Raw genomic sequence first — 17021 nt, forward strand, 5'->3', positions numbered from 1 at the left:
GTAGCGTTCCCGCCTCGCCTCGCACATAAGACCCCGACTCGCGTACTCCACGCCCTCGAAAACCCACCTGCCCATACATGACTCCCGCCACCCGGCCAAGCGTTGCAACGATCACTAGAACCCGCCCGACAGCTCCCCTCAAAGAGGGGAGCCTTATTGCTACTTCAATCGCCCCAGCATCCACTTGGAGACCAATGCGGACACGGCCACCGCCAGTCCGACCGGCACGAAAAACGTGATCGGCGCTTCGGTCAGCTCCATGACCAGGCACATGGCCATCAAAGGCGCCTGCTGGGAGGCGGCGAGCAGCGCGGCGGCGCCGATCAGGGCGCACGCCGTCACCGTGTCCATCGGGAACGCGAACATCCACAGGACCCCCAGCATCGCGCCCAGCGTCGCGCCCAGGGCGATGCCCGGCTGCAGCACGCCGCCGGATGCGCCGGAGCGAATGGTCATCAGCGTGACGACGGCTTTCGCCGCGAACGTCAGCAACAGCACGCCGAGTATCAGTCCGGCGTGCGATAGGGTAAGCGTCGAACCGGCATTGGGCGCGAACCCGAGGCCTAGGGCATTCAGCCACGAACCAGCGCCCGTACCCGCACCGGCGGAGGCCGCGCCCGAATCGGCGGTCCCGCTCGCCAACAGCGTCCACGGCGAGGCGGCGGCCGAGGCTCCGGACTGCGCGGCCCCAGAAGCGGCGGCGGTGTCCGAGACGAACGTGCTGAACCCGAGCTGCGCGGCGGCACGACCGTTGCCCATGACCTGTGGCACGAATACGGCCACCAGACCCGTGATCAGACCGGCAAGCGGCATCTGCCAGAGTATCCCCTTACCGGCGGGCTTGTGCGATTCCGCCCAGGACGAGCCCTTGCGGAACAGCGCACCCGCCGCACCTGCCGCCGCACCGCACAGCAGGGCGAACAGCATGAGGCTTGGCGTCGATTCGGGCTGCATGGCGGTGATGTCGTAGAACGTGTGATGGCCTTTGACCAGCGCCGCCGTGAATGCGGCCACCGAGGACATGCCCAGTCCGAATGCCACTTTCTCCAGGGTCACGTCCGTGAGCAGGATCTCCACGGCGAAGAACATGCCGGCCAACGGGGCATTGTACACGCCGCCGAGGCCCGCTCCGGCCGCCACGGCCACCACCATGCGTCGGTCGATGCCGTGTTCGCCGTCGATATGGAACAGGTCGCAGAACCGTTGGGCCAGCATGGCACCCAATTCGCGCGGGGCCACTTCTCGGCCGATGGAGGCGCCGGTGCCCACGATGAAGATCTGCAACACCACGTGCAGCACGGTCTGCCAGATGGGCATCCGCGCTCCCCCGACGGCCTTCTTGACCGACGGCACCTTGGTGGTCTTGGCGCGCAGCAGATACCAGATCACGCCGGCGATGGACAGGCCAATCGTCACCGAAATGGCGCGGCGCACGGCTGGCACGCCGAACGGGCCGGGCAGCCCGGAACCTTCCACATAGCCGAGCATCACCCGCTCGACGCCATACAGCAGGAGGGTCAGCAGACCGGCTCCCGCACCGATCAGCGCTCCCAATACCACGGTCGCGGCGGCAAGCCACCCCAGACGCCTCGCATCGGCGTTCCGCACAACGTTTTCCATCGCATCTCCCCTGTCATTCACCGTAACCGGCAAACGAAAAGGCCCGGAACCATATCGGTCCCGGGCCTACAGTCATGTCATCGCACCAGCGCAAGGCAGGCGCGACGGCGACTCACCGCGCTCACTCGGCGTCGGCAGCCTCGCCCTCATCGGACTTGGACAGCTCGTCGGCCACGGCGGCGGCAGCGGAAGCGGCCTCGACGGACTCGGCCTCCTCATCCTCGGCGGCCTCGCCCAGGAAGTTGGAGAGGTCCACGACCTCGCCGTCGGCGGTGAACTTCACGGCGCGCATACCGGCGAGCAGGCCCTTGGAGCGGCCGACTTCCTGCACGGCAGAACCGAGCTGGCCGTTCTTGATGATGGCCTGGATGAAGGCGTTCGGGTCCATGCCGTACTGCTGGGCGATGGAGGCGAGGAAGTTGAACACGTCGGCCTGAGAGACCTTGACGTCCAGCTTCTGGGCCAGGGCGTCGAGGACCATCTGATCGCGCAGGTCCTTCTCGACGTTCTTCTCGGCCTCGGCCTTCTGCTCGTCGGTGGCCTTCTCCGGATCCGGGGTCATGCCCTTGAGCTGCTCCTCGACCATCTTGGCCTTGACGCCCTTCGGCACCGGGATCTCCAGGCCTTCCTGCAGCTTGGCGATGAAGGCATCGCGGGCCTCGGTGGCCTGACGGCCCTCGGCGTCCTGGGAGGCGGCCTTGCGGATGTCGGCCTTGAGCTCGTCCAGGGTGTCGAACTCGGAAGCCTCGGAAGCGAACTCGTCGTTCAGCTCCGGCAGCTCCTCGGCCTTGACGGAGTTGACCTTGACCTTGATGGTGGCCTTCTCGCCCTCGTGCTCGCCGGCTTCCAGCGTGCCCTCGAAGGTGGTCTCCTCGCCGGCGGACAGGCCTTCCAGGGCCTCATCCATGCCGTCGAGCATGGTGTTGGAGCCGAGCTCGTAGCTCACGCCCTCCTGGGAGTCAACGGTCTCGCCGTCGATCTCGGCGGTCAGGTCGATGTTGGCGAAGTCGCCCTTGGCGGCCGGACGATCCACGCCCACCAGGGTGCCGAAGCGCTGGCGCAGGGCCTCGAGACGCTTCTCCACGTCCTCGTCCTTGACTTCCGGCTTGGCGATGGCGATCTCCATGCCATCGACCTCCGGCAGCTCGAAGTCGGGGCGACGCTCCACGGTGGCGGTGAACTTCAGCTTGGTCTCGTCCTTGGCGGACTGCGGCACTTCCTGAACGTCGAACTCCGGCTGATCCATCGGCTGGATCTTCTTCTCCTCCAGAGCCTTGGAGTACAGCTCCGGCACGGCGTCGTTCACGGCCTCGCCGGCAACGGCGGCGAAACCGAAGCGCTGGTCGATGATCTTGCCGGGCACGTGGCCCTTACGGAAGCCGGGAACGTTCACCTGCTTGGCGATTTCCTTGCGAGCCTTATCCAGGAACGGGTCAAGCTCTTCCGGGTCGGCGGTGATGGTGAGCTTCACCTTGGTGGGCTCGAGGTTACGAACGCTGATCTTCACGAATGACTCCTCAAAAGTCGTATGTTCTTAACAATCTGCCGTAAGGCAACCTCTACATGATAGCGCTACTTACGGACGGTGCAATAAGGCGCACCTGCCAGTTTCTCGCGCCCTGGCCGGCGAGGAATGCCTCCACGTCGATTCCGGCGAGGTCCTCGGTCCAGCACAGGTTGCGCAGGATCTGCGGCTTGACGATCATCTCGGCCGGGGTGCGCGTGTCCTCGGCGATGCCGTTGATCACCTTGCGCACGCGCTGCAGGCGGTCGTAGCGGTCGGGATGCCGCTGCTGCCACAGTCGCATGGAACGCGGCGCATTGACCACCATGCCGTTCTCGTCCTGGTCGGGCGAGGGCATGGACGGCCATTGCGAGGGCTTCAACGCCATGGCCCGGTCGATGGCGGCCTTCCACACCTTCGGCTTGACCTCACGTTGGATGGGCGCGTACCGCTCGAACATCTTGTCCTGTTCGGTGCCGGTGCGGATGCGCACCCGCTCGTTCAGGGAGCGCAAGGCCCGGAACTGGGCGGCGTTGTGTGGCTTGGCCGTGGCGGCCTCGATGATCGAGGCGTCGGCCAGCAGCAGCGTGGGGGCGATGTCGTATCGCCTGGCGAGCCGGTCGCGTTCCTCCCACAACGACTTGGCGATGGCGAGCCCGCGCGGGTCGCGGCTGAGCTGTGTGATGCGCGAGACCCTGAGCCATGGGATCGGATGGGGCTTCCTTGGAGCCAGCCCCTCGTTCAGGGCGTGCGAGAATTCCTCGGCGGCCCATTCGTCCTTGCCGTGGGCTTTCAGGTCCCGGCGCATGAGTTCCTCAAGCTCGATGAGCACTTCCACGTCCAACGCCGCGTAGTTACGCCAGTCGCGCGGCAGCGGACGGTAGGACCAGTCGGCGGCGGAATGCTCCTTGGCCAGCGTGATGCCAAGGTAGTGTTCGGTCACCGCGGCCAGGCCGAAGCGGTGCAGGCCGAGCAGTCGCGCGGCGATCTCCGTGTCGAACAGGGCACGGGGTTTCAGGCCGATGTCCGCGAAGCCGGGCAGGTCCATCAGCGAATCGTGCAGGATCCAGACGGCATCGCCCACCGCGTCGTTGAATTCGTTCCAATCGGCCCCGACTTCGGTCAGGGCCACCGGGTCGAGCAGGGCGATGCCGGCGCCTTCGCGTTTGAATTGGATGAGCCAATCCTCGTGGCCGTACCGGAAGCCGGAGGCACGTTCGGCGTCCGCCGCCAACGGACCGTCCGCGGCGGCCAGCGCCTCGCAGTACCGGTGATAGTCGGCGAGTGTGGAGGTGACGTTGGGCACTCCCCCACGGGGTTCCTTGAGCAACCGGGGTTCGGTCTCACGGACGTCGCTCACCTGCAGTCATCCTCCTCTGGACGGACGGTAGATCTGATGAAGGCGGCCCACGAATTCACTTGAGCGCCGGCGTCCATCGTACCGTCCGGACCGGTCCCGTCAAGCGGCGTCCAGGATACGCGCATCTCGCAACCGGAGCTGGGCGCCTCGTCGAGCCCGCCGAACGCGGTGTTGCGGGTCACGGTCACGGTGCCGGAAACGGTGTCCGGCTCGGCGAATCCCACATAATCGCACATGCCGTCCCAGTACATGCCAGGGGCGAGCGGGTCGTTCTCCCCCGCTTCCAGTGGCAGCCTCGCGAACGCCACGCACCGCCAGTTCGAATCCCATCCGATACGCGGCTCATGGGCGTAGAGCATCATGATCCAGCCGGTGGCGAGTCGGAGCCGGCTCTCCCCTTGATCCGGGGTTTCCGATTCGAGCTCCACGCCGATGCCGAAGTCGGCCAGCGTTGAGGGCACGGGAATCTCGCGGTAGCGCACGCCGTCGAGGCGTCGCATGGTTCGGACGGATTCGACGGCCGCCCACACGTCGTCCGGCACGCCGCGCGGGCGCACGGGATGCTGCGGCGCACCGGCTCCATCGCCAGGCCTCGTTGCCGCAGGAGTACCCGCCGGAAAAGCGAAGATCTCAGCCATACCATCAGGGTAAGGCAGCGGCGCCCGTTTCCCGGTATCGGCGCGCTTTTCCGCCAAACATCTCCCCCAGCCGAGTCTCGTAATCGTCTGAAAGTTGTTCGAGTGCGATGATAATCGCTTGCCGACGGTCCATGTCGATATCGTCTTGGTCAAGACCGAGACGAGACCCGAAATCGGCAATACGATGTTCCAGCTCGGCGATTTCCGTAAGCTGTTGGCCGACCGATTCCGTCCGTTTCTCTGTCGCGGCCGGGACTTGAGGCCGACCGCGACGCATCGGAGATATGCTCGTCTCGCACCGCCATCGGGCCACGCACCGCTCGATGCGTTTGCTGCCGATGAGCTCGGGCGCAAGCCCGGCCTCGCGGAACACGACGGTCGGCGGCACGCCCTCCCCATAGCGGCGCATGACCTCGTCGCGGAACCAGTCCGCGTACACGATGCGTCTAGCATCAGCGCGGGCCACGGCGGGCAGGCCGTTCAGATAAGCGACCTGCCCGGAATCGAACCCGCAGCTATCGGGCATCGGCCTGTCCACGCATCCGGCTCATGACCAGGGCGGAGGCCAGGGCCAGGATCGCAAGCACGCCGCCGGTCACCAGCCAGTCCAGGGCACTGCCGCCGGTCAGCGGCAATGCGGTCACCATCTTCGTGTTGATGATCTTGTTGTCGTTCGCGCCGGTGATGACCGAGACAACGCCCTCATCGGAGATGGTGAACGTGTACGACGTGTCCGACTTCACGAACCCGTCCGGGGCTTTGGTCTCGGTCAGCGTGTACGAGCCGGCCGTCAGACCGGTCAGCTTGAACTTGCCGGCCGCGCCGTCCATGTCGGAACCCTCGCAGGTCGGGGCCTTGCCGTCCTCGCCGGGCGCGCAGTCCACGATGTTCTTATACACGGTCTCGCTCGTGTCATCGGCGTTGGTGCGGGTGAGCTTCCACGTGCTGCCGGGCAGCGCCTTGTTCGCATTGTCGGAGCCGACCTTCGTCCACGACACCTCAGTGGGCTTGTTGCCGATCGCGTTCGTCGTCATCTCCGTGCCGTTGACCTTCAGCTTGACGACCGTGTCCGGATCGTTGGTGATGTCGAACGTGTAGGCGGTCTGGTCGAGCACGTACCCGTCGGGGGCCTTCGATTCCGTGAGCGTGTACTCGCCCGCGGCCAGTCCTGACACCGCAAACTCGCCCATGTCGCCGTCCGTGTCATGCGAATCGTCCGTGCCGTCGCACTTCACGGTCTGGGAGGCGACGCAGTCCGTTACCGTCAGGCTGTAGTCCTTGTTGGAATCCTCCGCGCCCTTGATGGTCCATTCGGATCCGGCGAGCCGCTCGGAGGTGCCGGTCTTGACCTTGATCCAGTTGAGGCCGCCGATGGCCTTGTTGCCGATGGAACGCTTCTCCCCGTTCGGATCGGCCACGAGAGGCGCGTTCGCGTCCGCCTTGCCGTCCACGACGGACAGCGCCGGGGTCTTCGTCTGGCCCTCGGTGATGGTGAACGTGTACACGGCCGTGCTCTTCGCATGGTTGGCCGGCTGGCTCTCCTCGGTCAGCCAGTACTGGGCCGGCTTGAGGTTGTCCACGCTGAAACGGCCGTCATCCGAATTGTTGTCGCGCGGGCCGTTGTCCACGATGATCAGCGACATCTCATCGGCCGCGTCACCGTCGCGGTGGATCCAGCACAGGTTCTGTTCGCCCTTCGCGGCCGCGTCGCACCCTTCGCTGAGGCCCGAGGTAAGGTCGCCGCCGCCGACCTTGTCGTCAGTCTTCGTGGGATCCTTCGTGGTGAGTCGCCACGACGAGCCGGCCAGGTACGTGGACGTGGCGTCGGTGTCGACCTTGTTCCACGCGGCCGTGTACGGCGAGGAGAACGACAGCGTGCCGTTGCTGCCGATCGCGCCGCCGGACCACTGCGACTTGTTGCCCGTGAACGTCAGGGCCGCCGTTCTGTACGCATTGTCGGTCGAGGTTGTCGGGAGCACCTCGGCCTTCAGGGCGATGCCGAAGTTGTCGGTACCGTTGAGCTCGATGGTGCCGGCCTTCTGCACGTCGCCGGTCTTATGCGTCGGATCCGCGTTGAGCTTGAACGTGCCGGCGGTGAATCCGTCCGCGTCCCGGGCGGGCTCGCCGTCCCACCGCCACTTGACGGCCGGGTTGTTGCGGTCCGTGAACCACGAGTCCATCAGCTCGAACGTCGTCTGGTCGATCTTCTTGTTGCTCGGGTTCATCATCGCGAAATCCGAACCAGCCTTGCCGCCGGACTCACGGTTCGCGTCCAGGGACGGGTCGAGGCTGTTGTTGTACAGGGCGATGTTGCCCGACTTCGACGCCGAGCCCACGCCCGAGGGGCACAGCCACAGGCCGCCGCCGAAATGGCCCGCCGTGTTGCCGGTGGCGACCGCCTTGCCGATGTACGAGAGCGAATGCTCCTCCGTGTACACCGCGCCGCCCAGATACCCGGACTCGTTGCCCGTGAACGAGCCGCCCAGCAGGAACGCGGTCGAGTTCTCCTGCAGGAAGATCGCGCCGCCCGCGCCGCCGGAACCACCCGCCGTCTTCGCGAGTTCGCCGTATGCGCCCTGATGCGCCCAGTTGTCCTTGAAGACCGGCTCGTCCTGCACGGTGAGCCTGCCCTGCGAATACACGGCGCCGCCGCCGGAGAACCGGCGATTCGTGGCCGTGCTGTTCCCCTCGAACGTGCCGCCCGAAATCTTCAGCTCGCCCTCCATGAGAATCGCGCCGCCGCCTCGGCTTCCCGTGTTGGTCGTCGAATTGCCCTTGAATGTGCCGGCGGAGACCGTCATACTCCCTGCCGCCTGATACAGGGCGCCGCCGCCGCGCTTGGCCGTCGTGTTGTCCTCGAAGTCGCCGTCCAAGACGGTCGTCGAGCCCGCGGCCGCGTACAGGACGCCGCCGCCCTGGCCGGAGGAGCCCGTGGTCGAATTGCCGGTGAACGAGCCGCCCGAAATCGTGGTGGTGCTACCGGTGTTATAGAGCACGCCACCGTTGCCGGCCGCCGTGTTGCCGGTGAACGAGCCGCCCGAGACGGTCAGCCCGCCCTTCGCGTACGCCACGCCGCCGCCCTTCGTCGTATCCTTGTCGTTGACGAACGCGGTCGCCGTGTTGTTCTCGAACTTGCCGTCTTCGATGGCCAGATCGCCGGACTGCATGAAGAACACGCCGCCGTTGCGCGCCGTATTATGCTCGAACGTGCCACCCTTGACGGTCACGTTCCCCTCGGAGTAGACAAGCGCGCCGTTGCCGCCCAGATTGTTCGCGCCCACGGCCGTCAGATTCCGGTACGTGCCGCCCTCGATCGTCAGGGACGCGCCCGCCGGCACGCTGAACACGGAATCCGCACGCTCCCGCCCGGCTGCACCCTCGACGCCCATGCCGTCCGCCGCGCTCAGGGTCTTCGCGCCCGCCGCGACCTGCAGCGTATCGTCGCCCGCCTGGATCATCGCCGTGACCGACACCGTCACGTCGCCCTCCGTCCCGACGCACGTCCTCAGCGTCTCCCAGCTGTCCGCCGTGCAGGCCACCGGATCAGCCGCGTTCGCCGCCACGGCCAGACCGCCCGCCAGCATCGCCGAGCACGCCACCGCCGCCGCACCGGCGCGCATCCGACGCGCCACGTCCACGTTCCGCATCATGTCTATTCCACTCCACCTTCAGGTACGGGCATGCGCCCCAAGCCCCACACCAGGGGTCGGGGCGCATGCCTCAATCACTTCAATCGACCGCCGACGGCCATCGGTTCAGCGCAGCGCGCGCTTGACGGAACGGGAGCGCACGAACGTGACGCCCGCACCCGCCGCGAGCAGCACGGCCACCACCGCGAACAATGCCGTACCAGCCGCACCCGTCAACGGCAAGTGCACGATGGACGTGATGTTCCTGTACTTGTATCCATTAGTGGCATCGCCCGTGAGCAGACCATGGTCGTTGAGATCAGTGATGGTGAAAGTACCGGACTTGCCGGATTCGCCCGCCGTCACTTCGACCTTGAGGACCGCGCGGAAGTCGGTCAGATACTGCTTGCCGCTGTTATCGGCGACGGTCGGCATCTTGCTCTCGTACACGTAGTACGTGCCCGCCGGCAGGGTGCCGAAATCCACGTGGCCGTTCTGATCGGAGGTCAGGATGTTGGTCTTCTGATCAGTGGAACCGAACTCGTCGTATGCGTCGAACTTGTCAGTAGGAATAGAAGGGGTCGCGGAGAGGGCACCGTTCTTGAAATCATCGTCCGTGGCACCGGCCTTAGGCGTGTATACGGAGAATTCGGCTCCCCGGAGTCCGGTTGTTCCGTCATCGCCGACCTTGGTGAAACCGCCCTGAGGCACGCAGGACTCGGTGCCGGTCTGCTTCTGCTCAGCCGTGCCAGTCGCCAAGTCACCGAACACGATGCCCTGGATATTCAGCTCTCCACTGCCGTTTTCCACACCGCTGAGTTTTGTGCCGATGAGGATGGCCTGCATCTGCTTGTACACGAACGTGCACTTGGAATCAGTCGAGGCATTGTCTATGGTGTAATCGCCACTCTGATCGATAATCAGGTACAAGCCACGGCCACTCGGCTGGCCAGCCGTCACCTTATCGACGGCAAAGTCGAACGTCAGGGTCTTGCCGTCCGCGCTGACATCCGGGGTAATAGAATTCGTAGCCAGGCCCCTGAGCGTTTGGTTCTCGACGAATTTGCGCCAGTCCGTTCCGCTGATGGTAGAGACAGATTGTGAGCCAAGCCAAGTGAATGGATCATCAGGAGAATCGGCGGGAGTCATGCCGGCAGCCGTCAATGCACCCTTGACGGTGTCCTTGCTCACCCCATTGGTTGTGGTCAGGTACGGCTTGCCGTTCCCGTCGAAATTGTAGTCGGCGAGCTTCGCGTACTTGAACTGACGGATACCAACACTGGTCTTGAACTGGTCGGCGTTGGATGCCGTGATACGAATCTGCGTATCAGACAGTGCGTCCGCGGCATCAGCGGCGTTCGCCGTGCCCGCACCGAACGCCATGCCGGCGAACAACGTCGCCGCGGCGGCCAGACCGGCCATGACCTTCCTGAACTTCATCATCAAGAAATCCTCTTCCATACTTTCCGTTACCGCTCACAATCGCGGCCGAGGAAATCCCTGATTTCGAAAACAACCGGAATCAGAAACCCCATCGAGCGTCTTCCATAACGCCCTCCATTAGCCACTAATACCCCCCCCAACACGATTTCGTCAAACGGAACTCGCCGCCCAAACAGCTTTCGCATGGGTTTCGCGCAATGCAAAGGATTGCATTTTTCTAAACGGAGAGTCCGTCCGCCAATGACGCAATTCTTTGACTTTTGAGAACTCTTGAAAATGAGGAAGACGCTATCCTATGGTCAATGTCATTTCATAATCACATAGAGGCGATAATTACCGTTTTGGAAATCGCTAACATACCGGAATCCCTCTACGCATAATCCCTGTCCGACTGCCGTCCACGTCAGTCCGAACATTCTTCTAGCCTGAACGGAAATTGCAATCACCGAAAGGAATCCCATGTCTCACATGCGCAGCTTTCCCGCTCTTCTGTTTGCCTTAGCCCTCGCAGCTTTCCCTCTCGCCGGCTGCGGTTCTGCCACGTCCTCCAGCGATATAGCACAACAACAGGAGGCATCTTCCCAGACGGAAGGTGATGAAAAGTCGGGGGACTCAACGGAAACGGGTTCTGACAACAACACTCCCGAATCGGACGAGACAGAGACGGAATCTAGCGATACGGCAGACATGCCCTCTACTAAACCGACCGACCCTGGCGACACGGAAGAAAGTATGAAGGAGTACGTCGAGGCCAACTTCCCGTTCGATAACGGCGACATTCCCGCTCTGGTCGGCAAGGATGCTTACTGGGCTATGAATGCACTGGGAAGTGTAGGAGCAATACTGTATATTCACCCAATAGAGAATCCGCAGGCCGATTTCGAACGGGTCGTCTCCGCACATGGTTCAGGTCAGTACACCATCAGCGCGGCCAACGCGGGTTACGGCGGCAGGGCAATCACGCTGACCGTCGCCGAAAACAACTGATAACGCTCTGTAAGCCAAGATTGACATTACTGCATTAGAACTACCCCTCAGTCGGCTTTGCCGCCAGCTCCCCTGACAAGGGGAGCCGAGAAATAGGTCAATCTTGGCGTCACAGAGCCTTATATGTTTAATACACCGTAAAACCGTGGGCCTTGAACTGGTTGGCCACGCGCTCGCGGGTGGCGGCGTTCGGGCCCTTCTGGTTCTCCAGCGGGTACGGGATGCGCAGCTCGTGCCACTTCGGGCGGCCGAGCTGGTGGAAGCCGAGCACGTCAATGTGTTCCACGGCGTCGCCGAAGGTCTCGCAGATCTCGGCCACCTGCTCCACGTTCTCCTCGGAGTCCGTGAGTCCCGGCACCAGTACGAAGCGCACCCAGATCTTCTTGCCGGCCTTGGCCAGTCGCTGGCCGAAGTCGATGGTGGGCTGCAGCGTGCCGCCGGTGACCTTGTGGTAGGTCTCCTCGTTGCCGGACTTGACGTCAAGCAGGCACAGATCGATGTCCTCGAGCATCTCGTCGGTGTAGTTGGTGTTGAGGAAGCCGGAGGTGTCGAGGCAGGTGTGCACGCCCATCTCCTTGGCGGCATGGAACACGCGCGAGACGAAGGCGGGCTGCATCATGGATTCGCCGCCGGAGAACGTGATGCCGCCATGCGTGGCCTTGAACAGGTCCTTGTAGCGGTCCACTTTCTTGATCATGGCGTCGAGGTACACGGGCTTGCCGTCGCGCATCTTCCAGGTGTCCGGATTCTGGCAGTACTGGCAGCGCAGCGGGCAACCGGACATGAACACGGTCATGCGCGTGCCCGGACCGTCCACGGAGGTGTTGATGTCCCAGGAGTGGACGAAGCCGATGTCGCCTGACTTGAGCGCGGCGATGCGGTCGCGGCGATCGAGGCCGATGGGTGATTCAAAGCCGGACAGACCGCCCATGAGGGTCTGTGAGGCGTACGTCTTGGATTCGCGCAGCATGTGGCGCGTGGTGGTACGGAACTGGTTGTCGGGCATCATTGTCCTCCTGTTCCTGCAAGTGATGCGACGGACTCTGTTCGATTATCGGCGTTTGCCGACCAATCGGAACCGGAGCCCCAATCTCCCCTCGGTTATTGTGCGGCGGTTTCTCTCCCGAGGAGAGTCAAGGAAGGAAATGCCGAAGTCATAAGGAAGGGGTGGGACGAAGCCCACCCCTTCATCGTTCTACCGTTTCACACGGTCGCGTTCATCGACGTATCAGTCGGTGACGGCGCCCTGGTGGAAGGTACGGGAGATCACGTCGAGCTGCTGTTCCTTGGTGAGCTTGACGAAGTTCACCGCGTAGCCGGAGACGCGCACGGTCAGGTGCGGGTACTTCTCCGGGTGCTCGACGGCGTCCTCCATGGTCTCCTTGCGCAGCACGTTGATGTTGGCGTGGTAGAGGCCGTGGCCGTTGCCGGCGTCCAGGATGCCGACCAGGTTGCCGATGCGCTCCTCCTCGTCGCGGCCCAGGCCATCGGGGGTGATGGTGTTGGTCAGCGAGATGCCGTCAAGAGCGTCGTTGTAGTCGATCTTGCCGACGGAGAACATGGACGGCAGCATGCCGTGGGAGTCCATGCCGTTCTCCGGGTTGGCGCCCGGGGCGTACGGGGTGCCCTTCTTGTGGCCGGACGGGAAGGAACCGGTGTTCTTGCCGTACTCCACGTTGGAGGTGATGGTCAGGATGGACTGGGTCGGGACGGCGCCACGGTAGACGGGCAAGCGCTTGACCTGGCCCATCACGGTGGACACGACCCACTTGGCGATGTCATCGGCGCGGTCGTCGTCGTTGCCGTAGATCGGGAACTCGCCGTCGGTGCGGTAGCCCACGACCAGATCGTCATCGGCGCCCTCGACGTACTCGTACTCGTGGCCCTCGAGGTTCTTGGCCTCGGCGTTGGTGATCGGGTACACCTTGGCGTACTTGATGGCGGCCAGGGAGTCGGCGGCGATGGACAGGCCGGACATGCCGCAACCGAGGGTGCGGTACACCTCCTTGTCGTGCAGAGCCATCTCGATGGACTCGTAGGCGTACTTATCGTGCATGTAGTGGATGATGTTCAGGGCCATGACGTAGGTCTCGGACAGCCACTCAAGAGCCTTCTCGTAGTTGTTCTTGACCTTCTCGTAGTCCAGGGAGCCGTCGGCCTCGGGCTTGATCGGGGCGATCACGCCCTTGTCGATGACCTGCATGCCGGTCATCTCGTCGCGGCCGCCGTTGATGGCGTACAGCAGGGCCTTGGCGGAGTTCACGCGGGCGGCGAAGAACTGCATCTGCTTGCCCACGCGCATCGGGGAGACGCAGCAGGCGATGGCGGCGTCGTCGCCCCAGTGAGAACGAATCTCCTTATCGGACTCGTACTGGATGGCGGAGGTGTCGATGGAGATCTTGGCGCAGAAGCGCTTGTAGCCTTCCGGCAGCTTCGGATCCCAGAAGATGGTGATGTTCGGCTCCGGGCCAGGTCCGAGGTGCTCAAGGGTCAGGGTGTTGAGCAGACGGAAGGAGGTCTTGGTGACCAGCGGACGGCCGTCGTCGCCGAAGCCGGCGTCGGACCAGGTCGCCCAGTACGGATCGCCGGAGAAGATGGCGTCGTAGTCCTTGGTGCGCAGGAAGCGGACGATGCGCAGCTTCATGACGATGTTGTCGATGAGCTCCTGGGCGTCGGTCTCGGTGATCTTGCCGGCCTTGAGGTCGCGCTCGATGTAGCAGTCAAGGAAGGCGGAGTTACGGCCGAAGGACATGGCGGCGCCGTCCTGGGACTTGATGGAGGCCAGGTAGCCCATGTAGGTCCACTGCACGGCTTCCTGGGCGGTCTGGGCCGGGCGGGACAGGTCGAGGCCGTACTCGTTGCCGAGGTTGATGAGCTTCTTCAGGGCCTTGATCTGCTCGTCATGCTCCTCGCGGAAGCGGATCCAGTGCTCGATCTCCGGCTCGGTGAAGTCGTTGCGGTACGGCACGGAGTCCTTGTCGCGCTTCTTGAAGGCGATCAGCTTGTTGACGCCGTACAGGGCCACGCGGCGGTAGTCGCCGATGATGCGGCCACGGCCGTAGGCATCCGGCAGGCCGGTGAGGATCTTGTTGTGGCGGGCGACCTTGATCTGCTTGGTGTACACGCCGAAGACGCCGTCGTTGTGGGTCTTGCGGTACTTGGTGAAAATCTTCTTGATCTCCGGATCCGGCTCCTTGCCGGCCTCCTTGATGGCCTGCTCGACCATACGCCAGCCGCCGTTCGGCATCATGGCGCGCTTGCAGGGGACGTCGGTCTGCAGACCGACGATCACGTTGTCGACCTCCGGGGAGTCGATGTAGCCGGCCGGGAAGGCGTCGATGTCGGCCGGGGTGTGGGTGTCCACGTCGTAGACGCGCTGCTTGCGCTCCACGGCCAGGTAGTTGTCGTCAAGGTACTTCCACAGGTGCTTGGTCTTCTCGGTAGCCGGAGCCAGGAAGGATTCATCGCCCTCGTACGGGGTGTAGTTCTTCTGGATGAAGTCGCGGACATCAATGTCCTTCTGCCAGTTGCCTTCGGTGAAGCCGGCCCACGCCTTTGCTTCGAGCTCCTCCTGGGAGACAGCTGCATTTTCTACTGCGGTCATGTCACTCCTTTAAATGGGGTTGTCGATTTCGCATCTTCACGGAATCGTTGGTTACTTAGTGTAGTTTGCGCATGCTTGGGAAAAGCTGAAATCGGAAGTGAGCTATCTCACATTCGTTTGTGAACGCTATCATTCCAATGGTTTCTAGGGCTTTTTCGCGGCGATTCCCTTCATGTTGTGGTGTTCGTCACATGAAAAACCGCTCATGCGTCGGTGTGCGCATGAGCGGTTTTTCACTATATGAGAATTATCGGATCAGCGACGGTAGCCTTCGCCGTTCCACTGGCGGTCCTGCTCCTCCCATTTGGCATTGCGGTCCACCACGATGTCCCAGGCGTGTTCGGCGTCCTCCTTGGTCTTGTAGGGGCCCATGCGCTGGTCGATGGGTGAGATCGGGCCGAGCTCGGCCTTGCCTTTGACGGTATTGAAGTACCACTGCTTGTCGTTGTCGGTCATGTCTTTTCGGCTTCCTTTCCGATCCGAATGAAACGACTACTCACGGAAGGCGTTGGTCACGGGCAGGCGGCGGTCTCGGCCGAAGGCGAGGGCCGTGACCTTGGGGCCGAGCGGATACTGGCGACGCTTCCATTCGGCACGGTCCACCAGACGCATCACCGTGTCCACGGTGGCCTCGTCGAAGCCGTCGGCGAGCAGGTCGGCGCGTCCGTGCGCGTGCTCGATGTACGCGGCGAGCACCTTGTCGAGCAGCGCGTATTCGGGCAGTGAGTCGGAGTCCTTCTGTCCGGGGCGCAGCTCGGCGGAGGGGGCCTTCTCGATGGAGGAGACCGGGATCATCACACCGTCCTTGAGCTGGATGCCGGGGTCTCCGGCCTCGTTGCCCACGATCTTCAGGCCGCCGATGCCCACGCCTGCGGCCGCGGCCCTGTTGCGCCAGCGGCTCACCTCCCACACGCGGGTCTTGAGGAGGTCCTTGATCGGCGCGTAGCCGCCCACGGCATCGCCGTAGATGGTGGAGTAGCCGCAGGCGAGCTCGGACTTGTTGCCGGTGGCCACGGCGAGCAGGCCGCGCGAGTTGGAGCTGGCCATCACGATCACGCCGCGGATGCGGGCCTGCAGGTTCTCGGCGGACACGCCTTCGAGGTGCAGCTGGTCCTGGTAGGCGTTGAACAGCGGTTCGATGGGCTGGACCTCATAGTGGGCGCCGATGTTGGCGGCCAGATCGGCTGCGTCGTCCTTGGAACCGTCCGAGGAGTACATGGAGGGCATGGAGATGCCCCAGACGTTCTCGCCGCCGCAGGCGTCGGCGGCCATGGCGGCCACGAGCGCGGAGTCGATGCCGCCCGACAGGCCGAGGGTCACGCCCTTGAAGTGGTTCTTGGCCATGTAGTCCTTGAGGCCGAGCACGCAGGCGGTGTAGATCTCCTCGTCCGGGTCGGGCAGGTCGGCGATGTCGGCCTTGGCCTGGTGTTCGGCGGCCGGGTCGAAGTCCCAGAAGGTGAGGTCCTCCATGAACATGGGGCTGCGTTCGAGCAGTGCGCCGTCGGCGTCCACCACGAAGCTGCCGCCGTCGAAGACGAGGTCATCCTGGCCGCCCACCTGGTTCAGGTAGATGACCGGGGCCTTGACCTCGGCGGCGCGGCGCTGCGCGAGTTCGAGGCGCGTGTGGGTCTTGCCCTCCTCGTACGGGGAGCCGTTGATGGTCAGCAGCAGATCGATGCCCTTGCCGGCCAGCTCGGCCACCGGCCCGCCGTCCTGCCAGATGTCTTCGCAGATGGCCACGCCGATGCGGGCACCGTCCACGTCGAGGGTGACGGAACGGTCGCCGGCGGAGAAGATGCGGAATTCGTCGAAGACGCCGTAGTTGGGCAGGAAGTGCTTGTCGTAGCCGGCCCAGACCACGCCCTCGTGCAGGACCACGAGGCGGTTGCGCGGCTTGGAGGTGGCGCGGTCGGTGCCCACGGTGCCGACCACCACGAACAGGGAGCCCAGGCCTTCGGCGGCGAGGCTCGCGGCGAGGTCGTTGGCCTTGTCCCATGCGGCCTGGCGGAAGGTGCGGCGCAGGGCGAGATCCTCGATCGGGTAGCCGGTCAGGGTCATTTCGGGGAAGACCACCACCTGGGCGTGGCCTTCGGCGGCCTTGCGGGAGTAGTCGAGCACCTTGTCGGCGTTGGCGTCGAGCGCGCCGACGCAGGTATCGATCTGGGCGAGTGCGAAGCGAAGCTGTGTCATGGTCTTCAGTGTACTCAGGTCGGCACCTGTTCTTGGAGCTTGTACT

At 63.9% G+C, this 17021-nt stretch carries 12 protein-coding genes; 1 reads left to right on the forward strand and 11 read right to left on the reverse strand.

Going from position 1 to position 17021, the window contains the following annotated elements; all coding sequences use genetic code 11:
• Positions 1 to 159: 159 nt before the first annotated feature.
• The 7 genes from JS536_RS07470 to JS536_RS07500 form a co-directional block, all read right to left on the reverse strand.
• The gene (locus JS536_RS07470; protein WP_214356425.1) at positions 160 to 1620 is read right to left on the reverse strand and encodes a chloride channel protein; all 1461 of its coding nucleotides are present in this window, start codon (positions 1618 to 1620) and stop codon (positions 160 to 162) included.
• A gap of 121 nt (positions 1621 to 1741) precedes the next feature.
• Positions 1742 to 3127: a trigger factor gene (tig, locus tag JS536_RS07475; protein ID WP_214356426.1), complete on the reverse strand. Its 1386-nt coding sequence runs from the start codon at positions 3125 to 3127 to the stop codon at positions 1742 to 1744.
• Between the two features lie 52 nt (positions 3128 to 3179).
• On the reverse strand, positions 3180 to 4484 hold the full coding sequence (locus JS536_RS07480) for an HRDC domain-containing protein (protein ID WP_214356427.1): 1305 nt from the start codon (positions 4482 to 4484) through the stop codon (positions 3180 to 3182).
• Positions 4481 to 5122, reverse strand: coding sequence for a DUF3000 family protein (locus JS536_RS07485; protein WP_214356428.1), 642 nt, complete (start codon positions 5120 to 5122; stop codon positions 4481 to 4483). The genes JS536_RS07480 and JS536_RS07485 overlap by 4 nt, the downstream gene beginning before the upstream one ends.
• 4 nt (positions 5123 to 5126) lie before the next feature.
• Positions 5127 to 5648: a hypothetical protein gene (locus tag JS536_RS07490; RefSeq protein ID WP_214356429.1), complete on the reverse strand. Its 522-nt coding sequence runs from the start codon at positions 5646 to 5648 to the stop codon at positions 5127 to 5129.
• A complete protein-coding gene (locus JS536_RS07495) occupies positions 5638 to 8772 on the reverse strand; it encodes a right-handed parallel beta-helix repeat-containing protein (protein ID WP_214356430.1) in 3135 nt (1044 codons plus the stop codon). The genes JS536_RS07490 and JS536_RS07495 overlap by 11 nt, the downstream gene beginning before the upstream one ends.
• 105 nt (positions 8773 to 8877) lie before the next feature.
• Positions 8878 to 10194: a SpaA isopeptide-forming pilin-related protein gene (locus JS536_RS07500; protein WP_214356431.1), complete on the reverse strand. Its 1317-nt coding sequence runs from the start codon at positions 10192 to 10194 to the stop codon at positions 8878 to 8880.
• Between the two features lie 459 nt (positions 10195 to 10653).
• On the opposite strand from JS536_RS07500, the gene JS536_RS07505 reads away from it, so the two are divergent.
• Positions 10654 to 11181 (forward strand): hypothetical protein, encoded by a 528-nt coding sequence (locus JS536_RS07505; protein ID WP_214356432.1) that lies wholly within the window; start codon positions 10654 to 10656, stop codon positions 11179 to 11181.
• A gap of 127 nt (positions 11182 to 11308) precedes the next feature.
• Here JS536_RS07505 and pflA read toward each other — a convergent pair whose 3' ends face one another.
• The 4 genes from pflA to JS536_RS07525 form a co-directional block, all read right to left on the reverse strand.
• Positions 11309 to 12190 carry a pyruvate formate-lyase-activating protein gene (gene pflA, locus JS536_RS07510; RefSeq protein ID WP_214356433.1) on the reverse strand — a complete coding sequence of 294 codons (882 nt, stop codon included), beginning with the start codon at positions 12188 to 12190 and terminating at the stop codon, positions 11309 to 11311.
• Between the two features lie 219 nt (positions 12191 to 12409).
• Entirely contained in the window at positions 12410 to 14785 is a 2376-nt protein-coding gene (gene pflB, locus JS536_RS07515; RefSeq protein ID WP_214356434.1) for a formate C-acetyltransferase, read from the reverse strand.
• A 255-nt stretch (positions 14786 to 15040) separates the two neighbouring features.
• Positions 15041 to 15241: a hypothetical protein gene (locus JS536_RS07520; RefSeq protein ID WP_214356435.1), complete on the reverse strand. Its 201-nt coding sequence runs from the start codon at positions 15239 to 15241 to the stop codon at positions 15041 to 15043.
• Positions 15242 to 15277: 36 nt separating this feature from the next.
• The gene (locus tag JS536_RS07525; protein WP_214356436.1) at positions 15278 to 16975 is read right to left on the reverse strand and encodes an NAD+ synthase; all 1698 of its coding nucleotides are present in this window, start codon (positions 16973 to 16975) and stop codon (positions 15278 to 15280) included.
• Between the last annotated feature and the right edge of the window lie 46 nt (positions 16976 to 17021).

The sequence above is a fragment of the Bifidobacterium sp. SO4 genome, assembly GCF_018555355.1.
Taxonomy (GTDB): domain Bacteria; phylum Actinomycetota; class Actinomycetes; order Actinomycetales; family Bifidobacteriaceae; genus Bifidobacterium; species Bifidobacterium miconisargentati.